Source organism: Alteromonas sp. NFXS44, from assembly GCF_040148705.1.
Taxonomy (GTDB): domain Bacteria; phylum Pseudomonadota; class Gammaproteobacteria; order Enterobacterales; family Alteromonadaceae; genus Alteromonas.
Map to the genome: position 1 here is coordinate 385,500 of NZ_JAGDEA010000001.1, position 23,211 is coordinate 408,710.

Annotated in this window: 23 protein-coding genes; 13 read left to right on the plus strand and 10 right to left on the minus strand. The window is 49.7% G+C overall.

The window, feature by feature from the left end; translation table 11 throughout:
* Positions 1–21: 21 nt before the first annotated feature.
* The 3 genes from J3369_RS01665 to J3369_RS01675 all read right to left on the minus strand — a co-directional run bounded on the left by J3369_RS01665 (position 22) and on the right by J3369_RS01675 (position 2,315).
* Positions 22–933, minus strand: a complete 912-nt coding sequence (locus J3369_RS01665) for a LysR family transcriptional regulator (RefSeq protein ID WP_349583041.1) — start codon at positions 931–933, stop codon at positions 22–24.
* 142 nt (positions 934–1,075) lie between these two features.
* Positions 1,076–1,921: a class III extradiol dioxygenase family protein gene (locus J3369_RS01670; RefSeq protein WP_119499678.1), complete on the minus strand. Its 846-nt coding sequence runs from the start codon at positions 1,919–1,921 to the stop codon at positions 1,076–1,078.
* Positions 1,914–2,315: a protocatechuate 3,4-dioxygenase gene (locus tag J3369_RS01675; protein WP_119499679.1), complete on the minus strand. Its 402-nt coding sequence runs from the start codon at positions 2,313–2,315 to the stop codon at positions 1,914–1,916. The genes J3369_RS01670 and J3369_RS01675 overlap by 8 nt, the downstream gene beginning before the upstream one ends.
* Positions 2,316–2,420: 105 nt before the next feature.
* On the opposite strand from J3369_RS01675, the gene J3369_RS01680 reads away from it, so the two are divergent.
* A complete protein-coding gene (locus J3369_RS01680) occupies positions 2,421–3,308 on the plus strand; it encodes a helix-turn-helix domain-containing protein (protein WP_349583044.1) in 888 nt (295 codons plus the stop codon).
* Between the two features lie 6 nt (positions 3,309–3,314).
* Here J3369_RS01680 and J3369_RS01685 read toward each other — a convergent pair whose 3' ends face one another.
* Positions 3,315–3,743 (minus strand): organic hydroperoxide resistance protein, encoded by a 429-nt coding sequence (locus J3369_RS01685; RefSeq protein ID WP_349583046.1) that lies wholly within the window; start codon positions 3,741–3,743, stop codon positions 3,315–3,317.
* Positions 3,744–3,869: 126 nt separating this feature from the next.
* Here J3369_RS01685 and J3369_RS01690 point away from each other — a divergent pair, with 126 nt between their 5' ends.
* A complete protein-coding gene (locus tag J3369_RS01690; RefSeq protein ID WP_349583049.1) occupies positions 3,870–4,307 on the plus strand; it encodes a MarR family winged helix-turn-helix transcriptional regulator in 438 nt (145 codons plus the stop codon).
* On the opposite strand, the gene J3369_RS01695 is transcribed toward J3369_RS01690, so the two are convergent.
* Positions 4,297–5,940 (minus strand): methyl-accepting chemotaxis protein, encoded by a 1,644-nt coding sequence (locus J3369_RS01695; protein ID WP_349583052.1) that lies wholly within the window; start codon positions 5,938–5,940, stop codon positions 4,297–4,299. The two genes, J3369_RS01690 and J3369_RS01695, sit on opposite strands and share 11 nt — an antisense overlap.
* Before the next feature lie 277 nt (positions 5,941–6,217).
* On the opposite strand from J3369_RS01695, the gene J3369_RS01700 reads away from it, so the two are divergent.
* On the plus strand, positions 6,218–7,498 hold the full coding sequence (locus tag J3369_RS01700) for an alginate export family protein (protein WP_349583055.1): 1,281 nt from the start codon (positions 6,218–6,220) through the stop codon (positions 7,496–7,498).
* A gap of 213 nt (positions 7,499–7,711) precedes the next feature.
* The gene (locus tag J3369_RS01705) at positions 7,712–9,271 is read left to right on the plus strand and encodes a Fic family protein (RefSeq protein ID WP_349583057.1); all 1,560 of its coding nucleotides are present in this window, start codon (positions 7,712–7,714) and stop codon (positions 9,269–9,271) included.
* 16 nt (positions 9,272–9,287) lie between these two features.
* On the opposite strand, the gene dld is transcribed toward J3369_RS01705, so the two are convergent.
* Positions 9,288–10,982, minus strand: a complete 1,695-nt coding sequence (dld, locus tag J3369_RS01710; RefSeq protein WP_349583059.1) for a D-lactate dehydrogenase — start codon at positions 10,980–10,982, stop codon at positions 9,288–9,290.
* A gap of 149 nt (positions 10,983–11,131) precedes the next feature.
* Between dld and J3369_RS01715 the strand changes: the two genes are divergently transcribed.
* Both J3369_RS01715 and J3369_RS01720 read left to right on the plus strand, forming a co-directional pair.
* A complete protein-coding gene (locus J3369_RS01715) occupies positions 11,132–11,791 on the plus strand; it encodes a tRNA-uridine aminocarboxypropyltransferase (RefSeq protein WP_502877401.1) in 660 nt (219 codons plus the stop codon).
* A 69-nt stretch (positions 11,792–11,860) separates the two neighbouring features.
* Positions 11,861–12,973, plus strand: coding sequence for a hypothetical protein (locus tag J3369_RS01720; RefSeq protein ID WP_303573449.1), 1,113 nt, complete (start codon positions 11,861–11,863; stop codon positions 12,971–12,973).
* On the opposite strand, the gene J3369_RS01725 is transcribed toward J3369_RS01720, so the two are convergent.
* Together J3369_RS01725 and J3369_RS01730 are read right to left on the minus strand one after the other, a co-directional pair.
* Complete coding sequence (locus tag J3369_RS01725; protein ID WP_349583063.1) at positions 12,962–13,942, minus strand: nucleoside hydrolase; 981 nt, start codon at positions 13,940–13,942, stop codon at positions 12,962–12,964. The genes J3369_RS01720 and J3369_RS01725 overlap by 12 nt on opposite strands.
* A 35-nt stretch (positions 13,943–13,977) precedes the next feature.
* Positions 13,978–14,253: a metal/formaldehyde-sensitive transcriptional repressor gene (locus J3369_RS01730; protein WP_303573453.1), complete on the minus strand. Its 276-nt coding sequence runs from the start codon at positions 14,251–14,253 to the stop codon at positions 13,978–13,980.
* Between the two features lie 71 nt (positions 14,254–14,324).
* Here J3369_RS01730 and dmeF point away from each other — a divergent pair, with 71 nt between their 5' ends.
* The 5 genes from dmeF to uxuA all read left to right on the plus strand — a co-directional run bounded on the left by dmeF (position 14,325) and on the right by uxuA (position 19,883).
* A complete protein-coding gene (gene dmeF / locus J3369_RS01735) occupies positions 14,325–15,371 on the plus strand; it encodes a CDF family Co(II)/Ni(II) efflux transporter DmeF (protein ID WP_349583066.1) in 1,047 nt (348 codons plus the stop codon).
* Positions 15,372–15,448: 77 nt separating this feature from the next.
* A complete protein-coding gene (locus tag J3369_RS01740; RefSeq protein WP_303573455.1) occupies positions 15,449–15,649 on the plus strand; it encodes a DUF1656 domain-containing protein in 201 nt (66 codons plus the stop codon).
* A gap of 2 nt (positions 15,650–15,651) precedes the next feature.
* Positions 15,652–16,518, plus strand: a complete 867-nt coding sequence (locus J3369_RS01745; protein ID WP_349583070.1) for an efflux RND transporter periplasmic adaptor subunit — start codon at positions 15,652–15,654, stop codon at positions 16,516–16,518.
* A 5-nt stretch (positions 16,519–16,523) separates the two neighbouring features.
* Complete coding sequence (locus tag J3369_RS01750; RefSeq protein WP_349583073.1) at positions 16,524–18,575, plus strand: FUSC family protein; 2,052 nt, start codon at positions 16,524–16,526, stop codon at positions 18,573–18,575.
* Positions 18,576–18,713: 138 nt separating this feature from the next.
* A complete protein-coding gene (gene uxuA / locus J3369_RS01755) occupies positions 18,714–19,883 on the plus strand; it encodes a mannonate dehydratase (RefSeq protein WP_349583076.1) in 1,170 nt (389 codons plus the stop codon).
* Here the strand turns inward: uxuA and J3369_RS01760 are convergent.
* Positions 19,880–20,815, minus strand: coding sequence for a LysR family transcriptional regulator (locus tag J3369_RS01760; RefSeq protein ID WP_349583079.1), 936 nt, complete (start codon positions 20,813–20,815; stop codon positions 19,880–19,882). The two genes, uxuA and J3369_RS01760, sit on opposite strands and share 4 nt — an antisense overlap.
* A gap of 93 nt (positions 20,816–20,908) precedes the next feature.
* On the opposite strand from J3369_RS01760, the gene J3369_RS01765 reads away from it, so the two are divergent.
* Complete coding sequence (locus J3369_RS01765) at positions 20,909–21,340, plus strand: DMT family transporter (protein ID WP_349583082.1); 432 nt, start codon at positions 20,909–20,911, stop codon at positions 21,338–21,340.
* Between the two features lie 13 nt (positions 21,341–21,353).
* Complete coding sequence (locus J3369_RS01770; protein WP_349583085.1) at positions 21,354–21,803, plus strand: DMT family transporter; 450 nt, start codon at positions 21,354–21,356, stop codon at positions 21,801–21,803.
* Between the two features lie 55 nt (positions 21,804–21,858).
* Here J3369_RS01770 and J3369_RS01775 read toward each other — a convergent pair whose 3' ends face one another.
* Positions 21,859–23,181: a sugar MFS transporter gene (locus tag J3369_RS01775; RefSeq protein ID WP_303573460.1), complete on the minus strand. Its 1,323-nt coding sequence runs from the start codon at positions 23,179–23,181 to the stop codon at positions 21,859–21,861.
* Positions 23,182–23,211: the final 30 nt, after the last annotated feature.

Here is a 23,211-nt window from a genome sequence, read left to right on the forward strand (position 1 = left end):
CAACCTATAACTTATGGGAAATCATGGTTGATTATATCGGGTTCTCAGTGCTTCCAGCAGATAATTCACCGGTTCGAAATCTGTCAGACTGGTGCGGCATACCATGCCGGACGAGAACGTTTGATTCAGTGAAATTGCCTCTACAGGAATTAAATCGTAATGTGCAAAAGTTTCTGACACCGCATCCACAGACATAATAATGTGGTCGGTTTGCTGGCCGATACGGGCAAGACCAAGTAAAGATTCGATACCGTAGGTGAAGCCGGAAAAAGGAATGCCTTTGCGTTGCAGATTCTCTTTCATGGAAATGTTTATCGCACCTTCCCAAATCCCGAATGCAGACCAGGGATAATTGCAAAGGGACGCTGCGCGTTCGTTCGCGGGCAGCGCATGGATAGGATGTGAGCGGCGGGCGAACAGCATGCTTTCGAGATTTAACAGCGGAATGGCGCTGAGTCCGTGAGCCAGCTCACCGGCGGGGATCAAACCGAAATACATGTCAGAATCACCATTGAGTACTTTGGGAATGGCAATGTCTGCGGATTCAAGCTTAATGCCGATGTTCAAGCCAGGAAACTGGTGATACAACGAAGGCAATACATCCGGCAAAATCTCAGACAACCAGACGGGACCGGCGCTGCCAGTAAGAGGTTTGTAATAGTTCTGCTTAATTTTCTCAATTTCACGGGTGGTTATCTCCGCTTCCTTAAGGATGATATTGGCTTTGGTTCTGAGAATATCTGCGAACGGAGTGGGATTTAAACGGCCACCGGTTCTGTCGAATAACTTCACATCCAGCAGCATTTCAAACTGACTCAAACTCTTCGACAACGCAGGCTGGGACACATTCAGTACCTCCGATGCCGCCCGCAACGAGCCTTTGTCATAAATTGCTACAAACTGGGCAAGATGCCGGGACAACAAGAAGCGCATAGTACACCTGCATTAATGTGAGTGAGCTTATGTTGCCTCCGGTTGCAGGTAAAAGCCAGCGCGTCCGTTAAAGTCTGAGCATAAAAAACCGGAGGCCTTATGCCTCCGGTTAATTAACTAAAGCAAAACATGCCTGAAGTGATTATTCAGGATGGTTGTCCAGCACCATCACGCCGGCGCCGGTATTGGATATCGGGGCATGGTAGTGCTTGTGTACCACTTCCACGTCGTGACGCAGAGCGCCGCGCATCACCATCCACATGATGGTTTCAATACCTTCAGAGCCTGAGCGGCGCATGATTTCAGTGTTCGAGAGGTCTGCAAACCACTCAGGATCAGTGGCGATTTTATCCATACACTCTAAATCGAATTCCACATCAATGATGCCTGCGCGCTCACCCTGTAGCTGGTGAGACATACCGCCGGTACCCAGAATCACCACGCTGAGATCGTCCGGGAAGCTGGCGATAGCTTTGCCTAAAGCCTGGCCCAGTTTGTAGCAACGGCGGGCAGTCGGTACAGGGTGCTGAACGGTATTTACCGCCAGAGGAATGGCCTGAACCGGCCAGATTTCATGGTCGCCGTAAAGCGCGCGGATAGGGTTTACAAAGCCGTGGTCGACTTTCATTTCCTGACAGGTACAAATGTCGAATTCCTGCTCTACCAGCGATTCCGCCAGATGCCATGAGAAAGGTGCGTTACCCGTGAAAGGTGCGACAGGCTTCAGGCCCCAGCCCTCGTCGGCATTGAAGTACTGATCAGCACAGCCCAGCGCGAACGTGGGTACTTTGTCGAGGAAGAAATTCAGGCCGTGATCGTTATAAACCACAATCACGATGTCGGGCTTCTTCTCTTCCAGCCACGCCTTGGCCGGACCGTAGCCGTCAAAGAAGCGTTTCCAGTAAGGTTCCTGCGTTAAATTATTGGATATTGCAGCGCCCACTGCCGGAATATGTGAGCTGGTGATACCGCCTAAAAGCTTAGCCATTCCAGTAGTCTCCTTTTGCCTTAATCAGTTCATCGAGCTTCTCAGCCCGTTTTTGTAAATTCGCGATAAATTCTTCAGTCGTAATGCCCTGAAACGCCGCGCCGGCATCTTGTACTGATGTGCCACGGGGAATCGCCATTTTGGCCATGAAGTAAATGTTTGCACCCATTCGCAGCATGCCGAGAAAATCCTGATTCACCACAGCATCTTTATATTTGTCTTTCACACCCATTTTGTCGCAGTAAGCGGCCGGGTCCTGATCAAACTCAAGGCGGTTGGCTTCTTCATTAAAAGAAAACAGTAACTTGTTTAACGCATAGGCCGGGTTGGCTGCGCGTCCGTCGAACACATAGGTGCCCGGAATATCGTCATAATCTTTGGGTTGCCAGCTCATTGTGAAACCTCTGTTAACATTGTTTATTGTATTTTATATAGATTGAATGCATAGTTAATGCATAAAAAAGGTGCTTAATTGTCAATTTTGTAGAAAGTGAAAATTATGTTGAATTCTTTGGACGCGGTGGATTTCTATGGTGATAACGAACAGGTGGAACACAGACACATTTTGTACTGTGAGCCGCTGACCACACGCAGTGAACGCCACGACTGGATAATTCAGCCTCACCGTCACCGGGATTTGCACCAGATTTTTTTCGTCGTCAAAGGGGGCGGGCAAGTTCAGCTGGATGAGCAGCAATTATCTGTAACAGCGCCGGTATTGTTGTCTATCCCTGAAGGCCACATGCACGGTTTTCAGTGGGAACCCGGGTCTGAAGGATTTGTACTTTCAATTGTATCTGCGGCGATTTCTGAAATATCACCGGGAGCCTATCAGGCTGCGTTTCAGGAAGGCGCTATTTTGCAGGATATTCCGGCGCAAACCTGCGAAGATTTACAGCTCATTTGTAAACAACTGAAGCGGGAGGCCGAAGGCCACGGGCAGTTTGAAGAGCAAATGACCATCGCGCTTTTAAGGCAGATGGTAGTACATATTGCCAGGTGTACATCGCAACACGAAGATGTGCCCGGTCAGTATTCCAAGGCGGAAAGAAAGTTTCTGCAGTTTAAAGCACTGATCGCCCAGTTCGGCACAACGCATCACCAGGTGGGATGGTATGCAGGAAAAATCGGCGTATCAGCGGCGCACTTAAATCAGCTTTGTCAGCAACATGCGTCCGTGAATGCATTGTCGATGATCCACCGGCACCTGTTGGTGGAAGCCAAGCGGCATCTGATGTTCGCCGATTTCAGCATTACCTCAATCGCCTACCGCATTGGCTTTAAAGATCCGGCGCACTTTACCAAGTTTTTTACCAAAAAGGCCGGGTTGTCACCGCTGAAATTCAGACAGGAAACCCGTGATAAAGCGTCGCCGGAAACAGGGTAAGCCGTATTATACTACCGTGATGTCCACTTCAATGTTGCCACGGGTAGCATTGGAGTACGGGCACACCTGGTGTGCTTTGTCTGCGATGGCTTGCGCAGTCGCTTTATCAAGCTCTCCCAGGTCAACAATCAGCTTCACAGCAATAGCAAAGCCGCCCTCAATCGGGCCAATACCTACTTCACCTTTTACTGAAATGTCTTTGCCCAGTTTCACTTTCTCTGCAGCGGCTACATGCTTCAGTGCGCCGATGTAGCAGGCAGCATAACCGGCTGCGAACATTTGCTCAGGGTTAGTCCCTTCACCACCCGCGCCGCCAAGCTCCTTCGGGGTAGTCAGTGTGACAGACAGGTTGCCGTCATCAGAGGTTGCTTTACCTTCGCGGCCACCGGTTACCGTGGCTTTACCTGTATAAATCACGTTATCTAATTTGTGCATCAAGATCTCCTCAGTGTTGTCGTAATACAATCAAATACTTTGCATGCAAAATAAATTAACAGAGATCAGGTTTGCAGATCAAGTGTTTTGCATGCAAAATATTTGTATCTTGTTCCGGAGGCTGTTATGTCTGAAGCGCTGAAGTTAGAAAACCAGCTTTGTCACCGTTTTTATACTTTGTCGAATGCATTTACCCGTGCGTACCGGCCGCTCTTGGCTGCGCTGGATATTACCTATCCTCAATACGTGGTGATGATGGCTTTGTGGGAACAGGACGATGTGACGATTGCCGGCCTGCTCAACAAAACCCTGATAGACGGTGGTGCCATGTCGTTAATTCTGAAAAAGCTGGAGCAGAAAGGCTTGCTTACGGTGAAGCAGGATGAAAAAGATAAGCGGGTGAAGAAAGTCTTGCTGACAGAAGCGGGCAGGGCGGCGAAGACCACAGCAGAAGCTGTACCTGCACAGATGTTATGTAAATTTCAGGGCATGACCGCTGACGAAGCCCGCCAGCTGGTCACACTCATTGATAAGTTACAGGGCTGTTTCAGTCCTAAACTTTAAAGCGGTTCACGTTACCGTCGATATTGCGGGATACATCACTGACCCGCTGACTGGCGGCACCGGCCTGTTCAACGGTTGCGATAACTTGCTGACTCAGCGTGTTCAGCGCTGATACGGTTTCATTCAGGTTCATCACTACCTGACTTTGCTCTTCCGTGGCGGTGGCAATCAGATAGATACGGTCGTTGGCACCGGTGACCGACGACGATACCTTATTCAGCTTTTCATTCAGCGATGCTGAAATCTCTACCACTTCTGCCATCTGTGACGAACCGGACTCAATAGCCGATACAGCCTCAGACACCCCTTTGTTAAGATTCAGCAGCATCTCATTAATGTCTGTGGTGGCCTGCTGGGAACGGTTAGCCAGCGAGCGGACTTCATCAGCAACCACAGCGAAACCGCGACCCTGTTCACCGGCTCTGGCCGCTTCAATTGCCGCGTTCAGTGCCAGCAGGTTGGTTTGTTCAGAAATGCCGCTGATCACATCCAGCAGGGAAGAAATTTGTTGTGTTTCTTTTTCCAGCTTCTGAATCACAGAGCTGGCATGAGTGATCGCCTGCGAGGTTTTGGATACCGTTGATGCGGAGGTAGACACCGCTGCCTGGCTATCTGCTGCATCTTCATTGGCAGTGCGGGTATCGCTCAGCGCATCCTGAGTATTGTCGGCAACTTCCTTCAGCGCATAGCTGAGTTCGTTAATTGCGGTAGCAATCTGATCAAGGTTGTCACGTTGCTCATGGGAAATGTGTCTGACATCGTCTGACGATGTGCGCATAGAGGTTTCCGCATCTTTCAGTGACACAGCGTCAGCTTTAATCAGCTTGATAAGCCGCTGAAGGTTGTCCATTAACGCATTAAATGCCAGTGCCACACCGGTGATTTCATCGCGGCCATGTGTACTTAACCGCTGAGTCAGATCACCTTCGCCTTTACTGATTGAATCAAGCACATTGCGCAACATATTAATGCGGCGGGTAATAAGGCGCGGACCGATAATAATACTCACCGCACAGGCAACAACGGCCAGTACCACGGCAATAATCAGATACACGGTTTGCTGGTTACTGGCTGCAAGACTGTCACGGGTGATTTTGTCCGACTGATTTTTCACTGCTTCGCCAATGCGGTCGTAATTGCCCCGCAAGGCTTCAAACAGCGGCATCCCTTGCTGATGATAAATTGCAGCCGCTTGCCCCACGTTTTTCTGGCGAATTAGCGTAATGACCTGTTGATTCAGCTGGATCCAGCTATCGAAATCCCGACGGAACTGCTTTGCCTGGCTAACCACGTCAGGATAATCTTTTGTGAGTGAAAGCACTTTTGCCATCCGGTCGTTAGCCTGCTGAGCATTCTCTTCGTAGTCTTCAATCAGGCTTGCTGCCCCACTGATCCCCAGCTCTTCTGCCAGCATCAGGTCCAGCAGCGCAGAGTGCGCCTGATACAAATCGCGGTCTGCGTTCAGTGCCGTACTGATTGATTCTGTGAATGTGGCAGACAGGGTTTCAGTGTTGTGCGCCAGTGAGCGGCTGTTAGATATGCTTATAAAACTGACTACCAGAATAAGCAGAGCAACAAAGCTGAGTGGTACTGCCAGCTTTTGACGAACGGTCATATTTTCGAAGTTGAGCATAACGCCTTCTTTTGTGGTGATTGGCAAGGTACAGTTGACAAAGTGTTTTTTCTGGTCTGAATTATAAATTATTGGACTAATCAGTAGCAGCTTTTCTCCTTATACTTTGTGTTAATCAGCACTTCTCTGGTTATACCTTTTATGAATTTTCATACCTGATATCCCCTAAAGGTGTAGGGTTTCTCATATTCACACCATTTATAATGCACCCAATCAAATGTCCGGATGCATTTCGACTTTCCGGAACACTCAATTAATAAGGACTAAGGTTCTGTCAATGCGTAAATTTATCCGTCCAGCGCTTATCGCAGCGTTGGGGTCTTTACTTACTCCTCAGGCTCTCGCTCAGGATGTTGAATTTGATTTCAGCGGTTCCTGGAGAATGCGTTACGAAACGTTGAAAAACCCCATTTTTCCGGCCACAGAAGCCCAGCGTACTCAGTCCAACGACCGTATTTCTTCACGGGTATTGTTAAAAGGTGAGGCAAATTACGGTAACTGGAATGCCACTGTGGAAATTCAGGATTCACGTGCATTTCTAGACGACAACGACCCCACTTTAAAGTCGTCTCAGGTGAATACGCTGGAGCCGCTACAGTACTTTGTTCGCTACAAAGATTTTAACGAGTACGTAAAAGCCATCACCGTTGGCCGTATGGCTGTCGACCATGGCAGTCGCCGTTTAATGGCTAAAGGTGTGTACCGTAATACCATTAATACATTCGACGGTGTGATGATAGATACCGTTGTGAGCGATTGGAACGTACGCGGTTTTTATTTCCTGCCGGTAAGTCGCTTTCCTACCCAATCTCAATTGGTAGAAGATAACAAGCGAGCTTTCGATAAAAGTTTCAGTGAGCGTAAATACTTTGGTTTATACGCTGTATCACCGGATGAAAAATGGAAAATTCAGAATGTCTGGTTTAAAGAAAGTGATTCTGAAGAACTGGCGACGAAAAATCGTGATCTGTACACCTTGTCTGTGGATTACTCCGAAAGCTTTGCCGGTAACTGGAAAAGCAATATTGAAGTGATCGGACAAACCGGTACTGCAAGGGCGTCTTCATCAGCCAGTGATATTACCGATTTAGATGTGAATGCGTGGATGGTGCACGCCCATTTAGGTCAGCAGGTGACAGAAAGCACCTTTTTACGGGCGGAAATTGATTTTGCGACGGGCGACAATGACAGCGCGGACGATGAGATTAACGCCTTCGACGGCCTTTATGGTGTACGACGTTTTGATTTTGGTCCAACAGATGTGTATCAGGGCTTTCAGCGCAGCAACATTATTGCGCCGGGGTTACGCAGCGTAACCAAAATCGGTGGTGAGCATAACATCATGGTGGGTTACAAAGCCCTGTGGTATCACAAAGTAGAGCAGGGCGAAGAGGACTTCATGGGGAACCAGTTAGAAATCAGATGGCGTTATCAGGTCATGCCGGAACTGCGTCTTGAGTTTGGCGGTGCCTACCTGATGAAAGGTGATGCCCTTGAGCAGGGTGATTACCCTGATGACTCTCAGTTTGCCTACACCGCATTTCTTTATAAGTTCTGACTAATACGTATTTAGGGTTTTTCGTCCTGTCTTAACAGGCCATCCCCAGGGATGGCCTGATTTATATTTCTCCGACATAGCGCTTATCTGTCGTACTTACTTCTACAAGTCTGCTTATTCTTCTCATCACTACCTCTCTTGCAATATAGACATTAAAACCTATAAGTCGTGAGACATTAAAACCTATAAGTGATATAACTCTAAAACCTGGATGTGATATTTGGCAGCGGACGAATTTCACGTGTTATTGATGGGGCGAGTATGAATGACATATCACAAAAACTGGCTGTTTCCCTTGAGCAATTACAGCAGCTTCAGGAGTCAGGGGTTGTTGCTATTCAATCGAAGCAACTCAGCAGGTTGCACCGGGAGCGGCTACTGAAGCACGGGTTTATTCGCGAAGTTATCCGGGGCTGGTACATTCCGGCAATGCCAGATGAAAAACCAGGCGACAGTACATCGTGGTATACCTCTTTTTGGGATTTTTGCGGAGCCTATTTGTCGGAACGGTTCGATCAATCCTGGTGCCTGTCGCCTGAACAATCTCTAAGTTTGCATACCGGCGACAGAACTGTGCCTGGACAATTACTCGTGCGCTCACCCAAAGGAAATAACAAACCCACCACCTTCCTTCACAACACTTCAATTTTTGATGTCAGATTGAATTTGCCCTCCGCGGAATACATTGAAAACCTTGCAGGGCTCAATGTATACAGTCTGGCGGCAGCGCTTGTCTATTCTTCCGCGAACCAGTTTAAAAATGCGCCCGTTCAAATGCGTACAGCCCTGTCGATAGTGGCAGATTCTTCCGACGTATTGTCGGTTTTACTTGCCGGAAACCACAGTGTGATTGCAGGGCGGTTAGCAGGCGCTTTTAGAAATATTGGACGGGATTTGATTGCTGACAATATATTAAAGGGCATGCAAGCGGCCGATTTGAAAGCTCATGAAGAAGATCCGTTTACAGAGAAAGTGCAGGTGAGTTTTGGTCGTCGTGATATGTCACCCTATGTTAATCGCATGCGGTTAATGTGGGCGCAAATGCGTGAAAATGTTATAGCGCATTTTCCATCACCCTCAGGCAAAGCCATCAAGATAGAAACCTATATGGCCGAAGTGGAAGAAAAATACGTTTCTGATGCTTACCACTCGCTGTCCATTGAAGGTTATCGGGTGACTCGTGAGTTAATTGAACTGGTTCGCTCAGGCAACTGGAGAGCTGATGACTCTGACGGGCACAAAAAGCATTTGGACGCCATGGCTGCTAAAGGCTACTGGGATGCATTTCAGGAAGTTAAAAAAGCAGTATTAGCGGTGTTAGAAGGTAACAATCCGGGGAACCTGTTAGAACAAGCCCACAGTGATTGGTATCTTGCTTTGTTTGGACCAGGTGTGGCCGCGGGCATCGTCAGACAAGCGGACCTTGCCGGATATCGTTCAGGTCCTGTCTATATTCGCCAGAGTATGCACATCCCTCCCGGCCGTGAAGCGGTTCGCGAGATGATGCCGGCACTTTTTGACCTGCTTGCAGAGGAGGAAAATGCAGCAGTCAGAGTTGTGCTGGGGCACTTCATCTTCGTCTATATCCACCCTTACTTTGATGGTAATGGCAGAATGGGAAGATTTATCATGAATCTGATGATGGCATCTGGTGGTTACCCATGGACTATTGTGCCGGTTGAGCGACGGGATGAGTACATGCAGGCATTGGAAGCAGCCAGCGTTAAACAGGATATTGTGCCTTGTACACAATTTCTCGCATCGCTGCTATAACTAAAGGGCTGTCTCCCTAACAACATGCACAGTTGCGTTTCGTTTTCTCCATATGGCCGATGCCGGGATTGAACGTATTGGTCGGATCCAGTGAGCGGTAGAAGGCTTTCAGGGTATCTTCTGCATCATATAAATGACCCACGTTGTGTTCTGCCGGGTATTTGGCTCCGCGGTTATCGAGCAGGGCCAGCATCTCTGCTTTTACCTGCTTTGCCTCAGTGCCTTTTTTAAGAATGTAGTCCTGATGGAATACATGGCAGAAAAAGTGGCCGTAATAGAGTTTCTTCTCAATTCTTGCGTCAAGCTCCGGCGGTAAGGTTTCTATCCAGTCCATGTCGTTGCGGCGCAGCGCAATATCCAGTGCGAGGATGTCGCCCACCTCTTTTTCATGCAGTAACTGATAGCGCAATGCAGCGCCTGCAGCGGCAAACCGGTGCAGGAATGCGGCAGACGCTTCGTCCGGTGAACACACCAGAAAGTTGCCGCCACGTTCTGCGGCAAAAAATGATTTCAGAAAAGCGTCTGCTTCTTCAATGCCCTCATCACTCATCTTCAGAATGAGGTGGTGCTCATACTGGTTCCGGTACTGCATCAGACTGTCGGGCAGATGATTGGGAAACAGTCTGGCGGCAGATTGCATAATGCGGTCTGAAAGAAACGAAGGCAGCCTGGACTGCTTGTTCAGCAGTGCATCGATGCGGCCCTTTGCTGCAAACATTTTAGGCAGCCTGCCGGTACCCACGTGCTTAACAGCCAGAAAGGTGTCTTTTCCGTAGTCTTTAGCGACATCGAAAATATCACGGTGCATGTACTCTGCGACTTCCGGTAAGTGTGTAAACTCTGCCAGCATGTGCCGGCGCAACTTCGCCAGAAGTGCCGGGTCATTCACGCCGATATAAAAGGTTTGCTCTCTTTCGGGCTTGGCAAAGGTATCCAGTCTTACTGCAAATACCGCGAGCTTACCGGCGCATCCACTGGCCTCAAAGAGTTTGCCCGGGTCCGCGTTGTAGCGGGCGGGGGTTGAGGCATCCACATCACGAATGATGTCTGCGTAATCCTGCGCGCTGGCATACTTACTGTTGTCAGTACTGGTCTTATCAAATGTGCCGTTTTCCAGGTTTGTCAGGATCTCCTCAGGCTCTGACCCCAATTCAATACCAAGGTGATTAACCAGTTGTAGCTCGCCATGTTCATTAACCTGCGCATACAAGGCATATTGGGTGTAGGCAGGGCCGCGTTTAATCAGCGCGCCACCTGAGTTGTTTGCTACACCGCCTACAATGGATGCGCCCAGACAGGATGAACCGATAACAGAATGGGGACTGCGCTTAAGAGGTTTTAACTGATCTTCAAGCTTGTGCAGGGTGGTGCCCGGGAAACTGATGACCTGTTTGCCATCTTTAAGCATGATGAGATCATCCATGGCCAGAGTATTTATCACCACGATTTCCCGGTCGTAATCGTCGCCGGACGGGGTAGAGCCTTCCGTCAGTCCGGTTTTTGCGGCCTGCATAATAATGATGCAGTTATTGTTTACGCACACTTCCAGCACGCGCCAGAGTGCAACCAGAGTTTGCGGAAATACCACGGCCAGTGCTTTACCTTGCCCTGAACGCCAGCCGGAACGATAGTGTTCGGTAGCGGCAGGATCTGTAGCGATATGTTCGGGGCTCAGCACAGCTTGCAGTTGCGCAACAACCGGGTGCGACATGAAATAACTCCTTTTTGAAAAAGCAGGCCTGGAAACCTGATTGAATATACCGCATTTTTACCATGATGGCTTATCGTAACCGGCGCGCTGGTCGGGTAAACTGCGCGCCTTACCTTTTAACAGTGATTTTGGTTTTGCATAATTCAGTTTTGGCACTGCGTATTCAGGAACTGGCTAAATCAACGCGGCCTTTTGTAACGCGGGGTAGTCGCGTAAAACGCTGCGAAGGTTGTCTGCTGCCGGCGGTGCACTGTATTTGTGATGCTGTACCGGAGCCTGTGGCTGAAAGTGCCTTTCTGTTTCTGATGTATAAAGGTGAATGCTACAAACCGTCGAATACAGGCCGGTTAATCGCGGATGTGGCTAAGCACAATTTTGCCTTTACCTGGTCGCGGACAGAACCTCAGCCAGCGTTGCTGGCGCTGTTAAATGACGAACGCTACATGCCGGTAATCATCTTTCCTCATGAGAATGCAGCACCCGAAAGACGGCTGTATGACGTGCCTGTGCAGGAAGGTAAAACCCCGTTGTTTATTATGCTTGATGGTACGTGGCGTGAAGCCGGCCGCATGTTTCGTAAAAGTGCGTACTTGCAGTCTTTTCCTGTACTGGGCATTCAGCCTGAAGCGCTGTCAGATTACGCCCTCCGCGAAGCTTCTCATGATTTTCAGCTATGCACAGCAGAAGTAGGTATCGAAGTCCTGAAACTGGCGGGCGAAGCACAGGCAGCGGCCAGCCTGAGTGCGTATTTCAGTCATTTCCGGAAAAATTACATTATGGGTAAACCCCATATGAGTAACCGTTCGTAGCAAACAAGGATTCGCCACACCGCATTTTTGTGGCAGACTGAAGTTAATGTTGCTGCATGGAAGAAGTTAATGACGCTATATCGCCCGTTGTTCAAGCATATTCGTAATCATTCTGCGCTTTTCAGCGAAATGTCGCAGTATCGTGATCAGGCCGTTCAGGCCCTTGGATTAACCCATTACGCGTTTCACAAAACGCCTAAATTTGTCACTGAAGATGGTCGCAGGCTTACCATTGAGCCAGAACGCAGCATCGTATTGCCCAACGTACACCACCTCAAAGGGGTGAAAACCAAACTGGCAGAGCAGGTTGCCGGGCTCAGCATGGTTACTCACAGTGAAATCGGCTACCGTTATCCTACCGCTGCACTGGCAGGTCTGGATGCGCCCTTTATTAAACGGATGCGCTCTGAGTATTTTCACCGGGTGGATGAGGATCGCAGTATTTGCCGGCCGGTAAACTTGTCTTATGGCATTAAAAGCCGGGGTAAAGGCGATAACCGCCAGGAATATGAAGTCTGGATGCCTGATGAAGCGCCGGAACAAAGCCCGTTACCTTTATTAATTGACCGCTACGGCGAAGACTTACCCGATGATGTGCGGGACTTTGTTGAACAACCTTCCCGTGTGCATGGCTGGATGGGGGTAAAACGGGCGGCCTTTGAAGCCCTTTACCAGAACAAAGCGGTGTGCGGTGATTTGGTGATTTGTGTAGCACTCAGTGTTGATGCTTACAATATCGGCGCCCGGCCTGATTTATCTTATTCACCGGAAGCGGAAAGCTCTATCGCGGTCAGCAATGCTGAACTGGAGTGGGAAATTGAGGGATACTACGCGCCACGGGACTGGAAATTCGATCACGACACAGTGTGGAATGCCATCAATCATACCCTTGAGGCCGTAAATGCGCCGCTGAATGATTTGTACGGTCAGGATGCCATCCCCGTAAATGAAAGTAAGACAGAGCGGATTTTATCCACCTTACAATCCTTAGGTGTAACCACAGAAGAAATTGAGAGCATCAATTTGCAGCCCTGGGAGTTCATGCTGACAGAAAGTGAGTCGCGGGTAAAAAATCACGATCCCAGCAGAACGGTAAATCTGCTCGGACGGCTGAACCGTTTGTTTTATCAACCAGACAGACAACTGCCGTCACTGAACTGGATGCATGATTTAATCAGCTGAAGTCAGCATCCTTTCTACGAACCATTGTTTAAATGCGTCACGGTTGGCCCATTCTAAGGCGACCTTAACCTGCGGGCCACTGTCTGTCGGTACAGTAAATCCCTCTCTGGTGACAGATAAATACATGGGCTCAGCGGGTAGCCAGCTGTGGTCGGGGAGGGCAAGGTATACAGCAACGGCGTCGTACATGACTGAACTGCGGGATGCCAGATAATCAGCATTTTCCCAGGTAACGAGGCCAGCCCAGATGGGGTAGTTCTCAAAAATGACCTCAAGCTGTTTATCGGTGCTGTTTTTCAGTTGCTGATATTGTTCACCGTCAAAAATCATATCGCCGCAGGTATCAAGGGGCGTAATGGTGAAACTGTGTAAGGGCGCGTGAAGCACTTTCCGGAAGGCGGGTACATTGTTTTGCACGTTGTACTCGGCAGAAGGCTCATCACCGTATCCTTTATAAATACTGCCATGCATGCCCACGACACGCATTTTTGCAGCCAGTTCCGGCGCACGTTCCAGCACGGCAGCAATATTATGCATAGGGCCGGCAACAATAATGGTAACGGGATCTGAAGATTGCTTAAGCAACTGAATAATAGCACCGGCGCCGTCTTCGATAATGTCACCCTGGTAATCAGACAGTGCGAAGTCAGCTACCCAGGGCTTGTGAAATTCAGCTTTGCCTTCAAAACGCTCGCCCATTCCAACAGGAATATCTGTTCTTCCTGCTTTTGTCAGAAATTTCGCGGCCACCTGCGCCCGGTACCGGGTATCTTCCGATGCCGTGGTTACCAGCTTTAAATCTAATTCCGGACTTTTTAAAATAAGCGACAGCGCTACCATGTCATCGATATCGCTGCCAATGTCGGTGTCAAAAATTACCGGAACAGGCTCTGCGGCGCGGGTCGTATTACTCAGCGCTGCGGTCAGAATGAAGAGTACGGTCAACAAGCGTTTAAACACAAAGGTCACCAATTTTTTCTGTCAGATGTGTTCAGATTACCCGACTATTTCAAATAAGACTTTAAGATCTGCGCCACATCGTCGATTTCTTTCGCCCGCTCTTCATCGGTAATGTCTGTCGCGCCAATATGTTCACGAATGTGCGTTTCCAGAATTTTCGTCATTAATCCATTTACTGCACCGCGAATCGCCGTCACTTGTTGAAGCACCGCAAGACAATCTGTTTCTTCAGACAGTGACTTTTCCAGTGCGGCAGCCTGACCTTTAATTTTGCGCACACGTGTCAGCAGTGCGCTTTTCTCTTTTTCAATATGCGCCATTCCCGGCTCCGTTGTTCGATAAAGTATACCGGGGTATAGTATATGAAAGCGCTCAAACATTGAATGATAAAATGACAAACACAACTGTGCCGGATGCCGGTATTACCAATGCCGAACAGGCAAAATCACACTGGGGCCATTCCCACCAGTTTCTGATTGACACAAAAGAATCAGAAAAGAAGGTAAACATTGTTTTCGCGATCACCACTGTGATGATGGTGCTTGAAATTGTGGGGGGGACCTGGTTCGGTTCGATGGCTTTACTGGCCGATGGCTGGCATATGTTTACTCACTCTGCCGCGTTTGCTGTGTCGATGTTTGTTTACTGGTATTCCAAAAAGCACAAAGACAATAAGGCCTATTCCTTTGGTACGGGCAAAGTAAATACGTTGGGAGGCTTTGCCAGTGCCATTGCGCTGGGCACGGTTGCGCTGATGATGATTGTCGAGTCAACGGAACGGTTATTTGCGCCACAGGGTATTCATTTCAATGAAGCCATCGGGGTTGCCATCGTCGGGCTGGTGGTGAATGTGATTTCCGCGTTTCTGCTGCACGATGACCATCATCACCACCATTACCATCATGGTCACGCTCATCATCATGACGACCACGACCACGACCACGACCACGACCACGACCACGACCACGACCACGAGCACGAGCACGAGCACGAGCATGGTCATGGGCACGATCACAATCTGCGTGCGGCGTACTTCCATGTGCTGGCCGATACCCTTACCTCTGTGTTTGCCATTGTGGCGCTTTTCGCCGGTAAATACTTTGGCTGGGTATGGGCCGATGCGCTCATGGGCATTGTGGGGTCAGTTGTGGTGGCAAAATGGGCGTACCAGTTATTGTGTGACAGTAGCGCAATTTTGCTGGATAAAACCCCCGGTCACGGCGTTAAACATAAGGTGGAAGCGGGTGTTGCAGCACGCTCTGATATAACAGTAACCGATATCCACGTGTGGAAATTATCCGGTGAACACCTTTGTGCAATGGTGTCAGTAGCCACAGCTTCGCCAGTTACGCCGGATGACATTAAAGCGCTGATTGCAGAGCAGGTGAACTTGCACCATATCACCGTAGAAATTAATCCGCTGCAAACCACCGGATAATCACGATAGGCGAATGATCTTTTCTGCTCTACAATTAATAATCAGATTAAGGACATAGCAAATATTCCGGAGTAACAGTGCTTAGCGAACTTTCCCTTGGCGGCATGCTTTTCAGCCCGATGGTGGTGATGATTCCGCTGGCTTTTCTGTTTTCGTTATTAACCCGTTACGGGTTATATGCCACCGGTTTATATCAAAAATTGTGGAAACCACCCTGGTTCGAGGTCGCTCTGTTTATTTGCTACCTCGCGGCGACGGTGAAGATGTTGGCGGGTTGAATATGGGAAAAGTACTGAGCATCATTGTGACACTTCTGGTTATCGCCGTCGCTGTCTTCTCCGGGCGCTGGGTGTGGGATCATTACCTTTATTCGCCCTGGACACGGGACGGCCGCGTTCAGGCTGATATTATCACTGTTGCACCTGATGTGTCCGGATGGGTAACAGCCATGCCGGTGAAAGATAATCAGAAAGTACAAAAGGGCGATGTGATATTCCGCGTTGATGTGAAACGCTATCAGGCTGCGGTAGACGAGTTAAACGCGCAGGTGCACAGTAAACAACTGGCGCTGGATCTTGCGCAGCATGAGTTCACCCGCCGTGAAAAACTCAGAGATCGTAACAGTATCAGTGCCGAGGAGCTGGAAAGCAGCCGGATCAGTTCCGATATGGCCAAAGCTGCACTGGATGTAGCAAAGGCACAGCTTGCCAGTGCGGAAATCGATCTTGAACGGGCAACCGTGACTGCGCCGGTGAGCGGGCGGGTAGTGAATCTGACCCTCCGGGAAGGAAACTACGTGAATCAGGGCACACCGGTGCTTTCTGTGGTTGCTGACAATACCCTGTACGTTACCGGTTATTTTGAAGAAACAAAGCTTCCTCTTATTCATGAAGGTCAGAAAGCCACTATTCACCTGATGAGCGGCGGCAAAGCGTTGTCGGGCACAGTATCCAGCATCGGCCACGCTATTGCCGACACCAATACCTCCACAAACAGCCAGTTGCTTCCTGAAGTGCAGCAAACCTTTAACTGGGTGAGACTGGCCCAGCGTGTACCGGTAGACATTAAACTGGATAAGGTACCGGAAAATACCCGCCTGGTCGCCGGTATGTCGGCGTCGGTCCGGTTAGCCACAGACGGGGAGTAATCTCGTTGCCTGCCTTCCTGGCTGTCTACTTAAGGCCTTCACGCGCTTCGTTAATTTTTGCCCTCAAAGGGGTTATCTCCATGGCGATGGCAATGTATGTGGCTATGTGGATGGACCTTGAACGGCCTTACTGGGCGCTGGTCTCTGCGGTTTTTCTGCAGGTGCGTCCGGAAGCCGGCATGGTGCTGGAAAAAACCGTTTGTCAGATCCTCGGCACCCTCATTGGCGGTGCCTTCGCCATGGTGGTGCTGCATTATTTTCATGCCTATTCAGGGATTTCCCTGTTTTGCCTGGCGCTGTGGACCTGGCTGAATTCCGGCCTGTCATCACTGGTGCGGCGGGTGAACTTTATTTACCTCTTTGCCATGGCCTGCGTCACGCCCTGTATTATTATTCTGCTGACCATGGCAACGCCTTCCGCAGTAAGCAGCCAGAGCATTTTTGATATTGCGCAATCCCGGATCAGTGAGCTTATCGTGGGGTCGGTGTGCGCCATGCTGGTTTCGCTGATTTTATGGCCCCAGCGGGTAGAGAAGGTGCTGGTTGATCATGCAAAAAACACCGTTAACCAGACGATGGCTTATCTGTCGGTAGAATTAGACCCTGACGGTTCACACGATGAGCGGCACAAGCACATTGACGATACCTTACAGTCTCTAACGGCGCTGAGTGACGACTCCAGTGCTGTCGTTTTTGAAGGTCCGGACGGGCCGGGAAAATCCCGCGCGGCCACCGTCATCTGTAATAAAATCCTGTCGTTAATTGCTGTAGTACAAATATTCGGCCGGCTGCAACGGAATAATCCTGAACTGCTGTCAGAGAATATGATGTCTCTGCTCACTCAACTGAGAAACGATGTGGGCCTCATTGGCAGCCTGAAAAGTTTCGACGAATGCTATGAGCTGGCACAGAAGCAAAGACGCAAATGGAGCAAGCTTTTCCAGTCTGACCAATTGACCACATTAGAATTCCGTTTGTGCCGCACCGCGCAGGAAATGGTAGCAGATTTAGTGGTCATACTCCGTGCTTACCGGGCACTGGAGCGGGGAGAAAAATCCACGCTAAAAGCTTCAGGTATTAAACCGCACCGCGACTGGCTGGTAGCAGTGACCACAGGCTTTCGCACTTGCCTGGTTTTCAGCACCGGCGCATTTTTATGGGTAGGCACAGGTTCACCGGCAGCCATCATGCTGATGATCTTGCCGGTGATATTTTCCATCATGTTCGCCAGACTCGCACCCGTGGTGGTCACCCGGGCCATACGTGGTGTACTCATCGGTGCCTGCTTTGCTATCCCTGTAGCCATTTTCTACGCCCTGAACCTGATAGCCGCCAGTAGCGGTGACTTTGCTATTCTGGTGCTTATTTTATCCGGCCCGCTGTTTTCAGGTTTAATGCTGCTGTCGCACCGGGCGTTTCTGCCCTACGGCATCGGCTTTTGCATTCCGTTTGTGATCCTGGTGCAACCGGCCAATGACATGAGCCGTTCACTTTCCGTGGATTACACCACCAGCAGCGCATTGGCGATCCTCACCGGCGTGATGATTTTATACTGGATATTTAAGTTATTTGCCGGGCCCGGCGCGAACTGGATTCAGTCACGTCTGCTTTCAGTGACTTATCAGGATTTGCTTAAAATTGGCAGTCCCGGTCATGATGAAGACTGGTTCAATGCGCGTATGTGTGACCGGCTTCTGCGACTCACCAGTTACGAGCAGAATGTAACCTCAGGTTACCGGACACTAACCGACCTGGGCTTGACAGGCCTGAACCTCGGACACGCTTCTATGCGGATCCGGCGTTTAATGAGTGGTTTGAGTGAGCGCTCACTAACTGGTCTTGAGCAGGAGTGGCAGCAAGCGCTGGCGGCCTCTTTTCTGGCTGCATCAAAAGGGGACGATACAGACCTTCTTGCCCCGGTAAATAAGCGGATTATCGACACTCTTAAAGCGGAAGGTGCGCCGGAAGAAAATCTGGCTCTCATAGACGGTATCTTCACCCGCCTGCATTATTCTTTTCGCCGTACGGCAACCATGATCAAAGAAGCCCGCGCTTAATTCACATCCCACTACCAGGTGGCAGATTAAGTTTCATATATAAATATTTTGGTAAGGCCAAATAGGGTTTTTAATTGTCTTTTACTTGCTTATGCAGTAGTCTCTTTATAATTGGCATGACCAAATTTGAGGTTGCAGATGATTGAAACATGGCGCTGGTTCGGACCCGGCGACAGCATTACGCTTGAAAAAATCCGCCAGGCAGGCGCGACCGGTATCGTGACATCGTTGCATGATGTGCCCACCGGTGAAGCCTGGCCACTCGAAACGATAAAATCCCGTAAAGCGATGATCGAAGATGCCGGCATGCAATGGGATGTTATTGAAAGTATTCCTGTGCATAACGACATAAAAAGTCGTACCGGTAATTATCGTGAGCTTATCGAAAACTATAAAACGTCGGTGCGCAATGCCGGCGCTGCCGGTGTCACGACCGTGTGCTACAATTTTATGCCGGTGGTGGACTGGACCCGCACGAATCTGACTTATCAACTTCCTGATAAAAGCTATGCATTACGCTTTGAGTATTCAGACTTCGCTGCTTACGATGTGTTTGTAATGCAGCGTCAGGGTGCTGAGAATGATTATTCTTCTGATATGCTGAACAAGGCGAAAGCCCGTTTTGATGCAATGTCAGACGCTGAACGGGAAATGCTGGAGAAAAATATCATTGCCGGATTACCCGGTGGTGAAGGCTCTTATAACCGCGAAGGGATCAGAGATACTATCCAGCAGTTTATCGATCTCGGCGAGGACGGTTTACGGGCCAGCCTGTTTGAATTCCTTGAAGCTGTCATTCCGGTGGCGGAAGAAGCCGGTGTGAAAATGTGTATTCATCCTGATGATCCGCCGTTTTCACTTTTCGGCTTGCCCAGAGTGGTGTCTACCCAACAGGATGCAAGGAAGATCCTCGAAGCGGTGCCTGGTCCTGCAAACGGCCTCACCATGTGTGCCGGCTCCTACGGTGCCAGAGGCGACAATGACCTTATCGCCATGGTTAATGAGTTTGCAGAGCGGATTTACTTTGTGCATTTACGCAATGTAAAACGGGAAGATGACGGTTCATTTTATGAAGCAGCCCATCTGGACGGCGACAATGATATGGTGGGGCTGGTACAGGCGCTGCTGAAGTGCGAGTCCAGTCTGGGATGCCAAATTCCCATGCGCCCTGACCATGGCCACACATTAAGTGATGAGCAGGGCAAAGCGGATTTGAAACCCGGCTACTCCTACCTTGGTCGTCTGAAAGGTCTTGCAGAACTGCGCGGGCTTATTTGCGCCGTGTCCTACATGAATGCAAAGCACTAGTCGATTGCCCAGTACGGCGTATCGCCGTATATCGACAACATGTAATCAATGAAATGGCGCACGCTAACCGGCGTGTGCTGTGATTTCGGATAAACAAAGTGAATATCCTGCGGCGATTTCCGGATAGCCGGTTTAAACGCATCCAGCACAGGGATCAGTTTGCCTTCCCGCACACTCTCTCCAACCAGCCAGTCCGGGAATAAAACCAGTCCCATTCCTTCCCGCGCAGCCGTCAGCAGCGCTTCCGCATTGTTAGACGTCATCAGCGGTACAAATTGTTGTTGTGTCCAGCCCGAATCAGGCTCGTGGAAAAACCACGGGTTAGTGCCGCTGAAGCCTTTATACACCAGGCACCGGTGCTGTTTTAAATCAGCAGGGGATGTCAGCGGTGTATTGTTCTTAAGATAAGCCGGTGATGCCGCCAGAAAGTAACGTTGTTCGCAGATTTTTCTTGCCCGCAGGGTAGAGTCGGGCAGGGCACCTATGCGGATAATCACATCGGCGTCACCTGCATGAGGATCGATAAACGCATCTGTTAATGTAAGCTCAACCTGTACATCCGGGAACAGTTCGGAAAATTCCGCCAGAAACGGGGCAACATGATGTTGTCCGAATTGAACCGGTGCGTCTATTCTCAGTATGCCACCGGGTTCCCCATCGAAGTCTTGTAAATGCTGCTGCATCTCCATCAAAGATTTTTCAATTTCTGACGTATAGCGAAAGAATATTTTCCCCTGTTCGGTGGGAGCCAGCGAACGGGTGTTGCGATAGAACAGCGGCTGCCCCGTGGCATCTTCCAGTTGCTGAATAGCTCTGGAAACAAGAGACGGTGAAACCCCTTCCTGCCTGGCGACGGCTGACAAACTGCGGGCTTCATAAACCGCGATGAATAGCTTGAGAGTTCGGAGTGTAACTTGATTCAATAAATTCATTTGTGCGTAATATGCAAAAATCTTTTCTGAATTATCGTGTTTTTCGCACATTTAGCAATGGTTAAAATACACTTTTTTCAGGAGAGCACAGATATGCACATTTTAATACTGATGCTGGCTGTCGCAGGGGGCGCAGGCTTGTCTGTGGAAGCCGGACTGCTGGGGCCGCTCGGCAGTGAGGTTGGAGAGCTATGGGCAACGTTCAGCATTTTTGCCGTGGGCTCCGCACTCACATTCTTTTTAATGCTGTTCTTCAGCGACCGTAACAGCGCATCATTCTTTTCCCAACCGGGATGGACACTAACCGGCGGCATCCTGGGACCAGTCTATGTGGTATCCCTGACGCTGGCTACGCCGGTAATCGGTGTGGCCATGACCATGATAGCAATACTGACCGGACAAATCGGGAAGAGCCTGCTTATTGATCACTTCGGCTGGTTCGGTGGTAAGCAGCGTAAAATAGACAAAGACCGCCTGGCAGCTCTGGTGCTGATTGTCGCAGCACTTATCTTAATTTCACAATAATACGGAGATAACTATGACCCTGTTATTTGTCATTCTGGCTGTCATTGGTGGCGCAACTTTAAGTGTTCAGGCATCGGTTAATGGTGAACTGGGAAGCCGGGTGGGTGTGTACAAAACGGCCTTTCTTACCTTTTCAGGCGGCGCAGTATTAACTGCGTTACTTATCTTTTATTTTGAACCGGCCCATGCCAGTACGTTACTGGACGTACCCAAATGGCAATTGCTGGGGGCTATGTGCGGCGTGCCTTACATACTTATTATGATCGTTGCGGTAAAACGCCTTGGCGTTGCTCTGGCCACACTGGGTGTTATTTTCGGGCAACTCGCCATGAGCCTGCTTATTGATAACTTCGGCTGGCTGGGAAATGAAGCCGTGGCACTGAGCACGAACCGTATCCTTGCCATGGTGTGTCTGGCCGGTGCACTGTATTTTGTCTACCGCAGCAATAAACGAGCAGAATAAAAGCCGGAAACTGAAGAGGCAAAGGTGCGGAGCCATGCAGCTCCGCATCAATAAGTTACCAGTGCTTTATACGGCAACCTTTCAGCGCATAGAACAGAATGAACGCGTAGCAGGGAATGGTCATCCAGTAAGCATTCAGAACACCATATGCATCAGCAATCGCGCCGAAAACCATTGGTAACACTGCGCCACCGGCAATACCCATGATCAACAGGGCTGAACCACGGGCAGTGAATTTACCGAGGCCTTCCAGTGCCAGTGGCCACACCGCCGGCCAGACAATGGCGTTGGCGAGGCCCAGAAGGGCGATACAGGCCAGCGGATCCGGCAGCGTGGTGACACCGGTCCAGCCCCAGATAACGGCAGAAATACTGTCACTGGCAGGGTCAGTAAACGGGATGGCAACCGCGAGTAATATGCCCAGTACCGCTGACAGGGTAAGTAACTGATGTTGGGTTAATACCCGCGGGATCAGTACCAGTCCCAGGGTGTAACCTATTACCATAAAGAACATGGTATAGGAGGTCAGCCCCAATGCGCCTTCTACGCCAAGTTCAGAACCGGCAAGCCCGATAGTGTCACCGGCAATCACTTCCACGCCCACATAGAAAAACAATGCAGCCACACCCAGCACCAGCTGGGGAAACTGTAAAATAGAGCCGTTTTTCATGCCGCTGGCATCCAGGCTTTCATCTTCTTTGTCTAAATCCAGCTCAGGCAATCCGGAAAAACGCAGCGCTACCGCCAGTAACAACAGCGCGACAGCCATGCCGATATAAGGTGTTACCAGGCTGTCAGCCAGAGACTGAATTTGCGCAGCCCGCTCTGCTTCCGGTAAAGCAGCAATACTCTGCGCCGTTACGCCGGAGAATTCCCCCAGTACCAATGCGGTAAATACCACCGGTGCCAGCCAGCCTGCGCCTTTATTCAGCAGGCCCATTATCGATATGCGGGCTGCAGCGGTTTCCGAGGGCCCGATTTTTACCAGATACGGATTAGATGCCGTTTGAAGAATAGTCAGTCCTGAACCCACAATAAACTGTGCGGTGATAAACAGGGCAAAGGTTTGGGTTTCTGCAGCCGGCACAAACAAAAAGCAACCGGCGGCTATCATCACCAGACCCAGCGACATGGCATTGCGGTACCCGGTTTTATTTAACACAAACGACATGGGCAGAGCCATGACGACGTACGCAATGTAAAAGCTGAATGCAATCAGCAGCGCTTCCATGCCCGACAACTGACAGACAATTTGCAGAAAAGGTATTAGCGCACCGTTCAGCCAGGTAATGAAACCAAACACAAAGAACAAGGTGCCGATTATGGCCATGGGCAGCAATACAGCACTGCCGGAAGAAGAGGTTTTACCTGTTGTCATTATTATTTCCTTCAGATTAAAAGGGACGGG

What these genes read in the sequence shown, in the direction of transcription:
- J3369_RS01665 (WP_349583041.1), bottom strand. Translation starts at nt 933, where the DNA reads ATGCGCTTCTTGTTGTCCCGGCATCTTGCCCAGTTTGTAGCAATTTAT.
- J3369_RS01670 (WP_119499678.1), bottom strand. Translation starts at nt 1,921, where the DNA reads ATGGCTAAGCTTTTAGGCGGTATCACCAGCTCACATATTCCGGCAGTG.
- J3369_RS01675 (WP_119499679.1), bottom strand. Translation starts at nt 2,315, where the DNA reads ATGAGCTGGCAACCCAAAGATTATGACGATATTCCGGGCACCTATGTG.
- J3369_RS01680 (WP_349583044.1), top strand. Translation starts at nt 2,421, where the DNA reads ATGTTGAATTCTTTGGACGCGGTGGATTTCTATGGTGATAACGAACAG.
- J3369_RS01685 (WP_349583046.1), bottom strand. Translation starts at nt 3,743, where the DNA reads ATGCACAAATTAGATAACGTGATTTATACAGGTAAAGCCACGGTAACC.
- J3369_RS01690 (WP_349583049.1), top strand. Translation starts at nt 3,870, where the DNA reads ATGTCTGAAGCGCTGAAGTTAGAAAACCAGCTTTGTCACCGTTTTTAT.
- J3369_RS01695 (WP_349583052.1), bottom strand. Translation starts at nt 5,940, where the DNA reads ATGCTCAACTTCGAAAATATGACCGTTCGTCAAAAGCTGGCAGTACCA.
- J3369_RS01700 (WP_349583055.1), top strand. Translation starts at nt 6,218, where the DNA reads ATGCGTAAATTTATCCGTCCAGCGCTTATCGCAGCGTTGGGGTCTTTA.
- dld (WP_349583059.1), bottom strand. Translation starts at nt 10,982, where the DNA reads ATGTCGCACCCGGTTGTTGCGCAACTGCAAGCTGTGCTGAGCCCCGAA.
- J3369_RS01720 (WP_303573449.1), top strand. Translation starts at nt 11,861, where the DNA reads ATGACGCTATATCGCCCGTTGTTCAAGCATATTCGTAATCATTCTGCG.
- J3369_RS01730 (WP_303573453.1), bottom strand. Translation starts at nt 14,253, where the DNA reads ATGGCGCATATTGAAAAAGAGAAAAGCGCACTGCTGACACGTGTGCGC.
- dmeF (WP_349583066.1), top strand. Translation starts at nt 14,325, where the DNA reads ATGACAAACACAACTGTGCCGGATGCCGGTATTACCAATGCCGAACAG.
- J3369_RS01745 (WP_349583070.1), top strand. Translation starts at nt 15,652, where the DNA reads ATGGGAAAAGTACTGAGCATCATTGTGACACTTCTGGTTATCGCCGTC.
- uxuA (WP_349583076.1), top strand. Translation starts at nt 18,714, where the DNA reads ATGATTGAAACATGGCGCTGGTTCGGACCCGGCGACAGCATTACGCTT.
- J3369_RS01760 (WP_349583079.1), bottom strand. Translation starts at nt 20,815, where the DNA reads ATGAATTTATTGAATCAAGTTACACTCCGAACTCTCAAGCTATTCATC.
- J3369_RS01765 (WP_349583082.1), top strand. Translation starts at nt 20,909, where the DNA reads ATGCACATTTTAATACTGATGCTGGCTGTCGCAGGGGGCGCAGGCTTG.
- J3369_RS01770 (WP_349583085.1), top strand. Translation starts at nt 21,354, where the DNA reads ATGACCCTGTTATTTGTCATTCTGGCTGTCATTGGTGGCGCAACTTTA.
- J3369_RS01775 (WP_303573460.1), bottom strand. Translation starts at nt 23,181, where the DNA reads ATGACAACAGGTAAAACCTCTTCTTCCGGCAGTGCTGTATTGCTGCCC.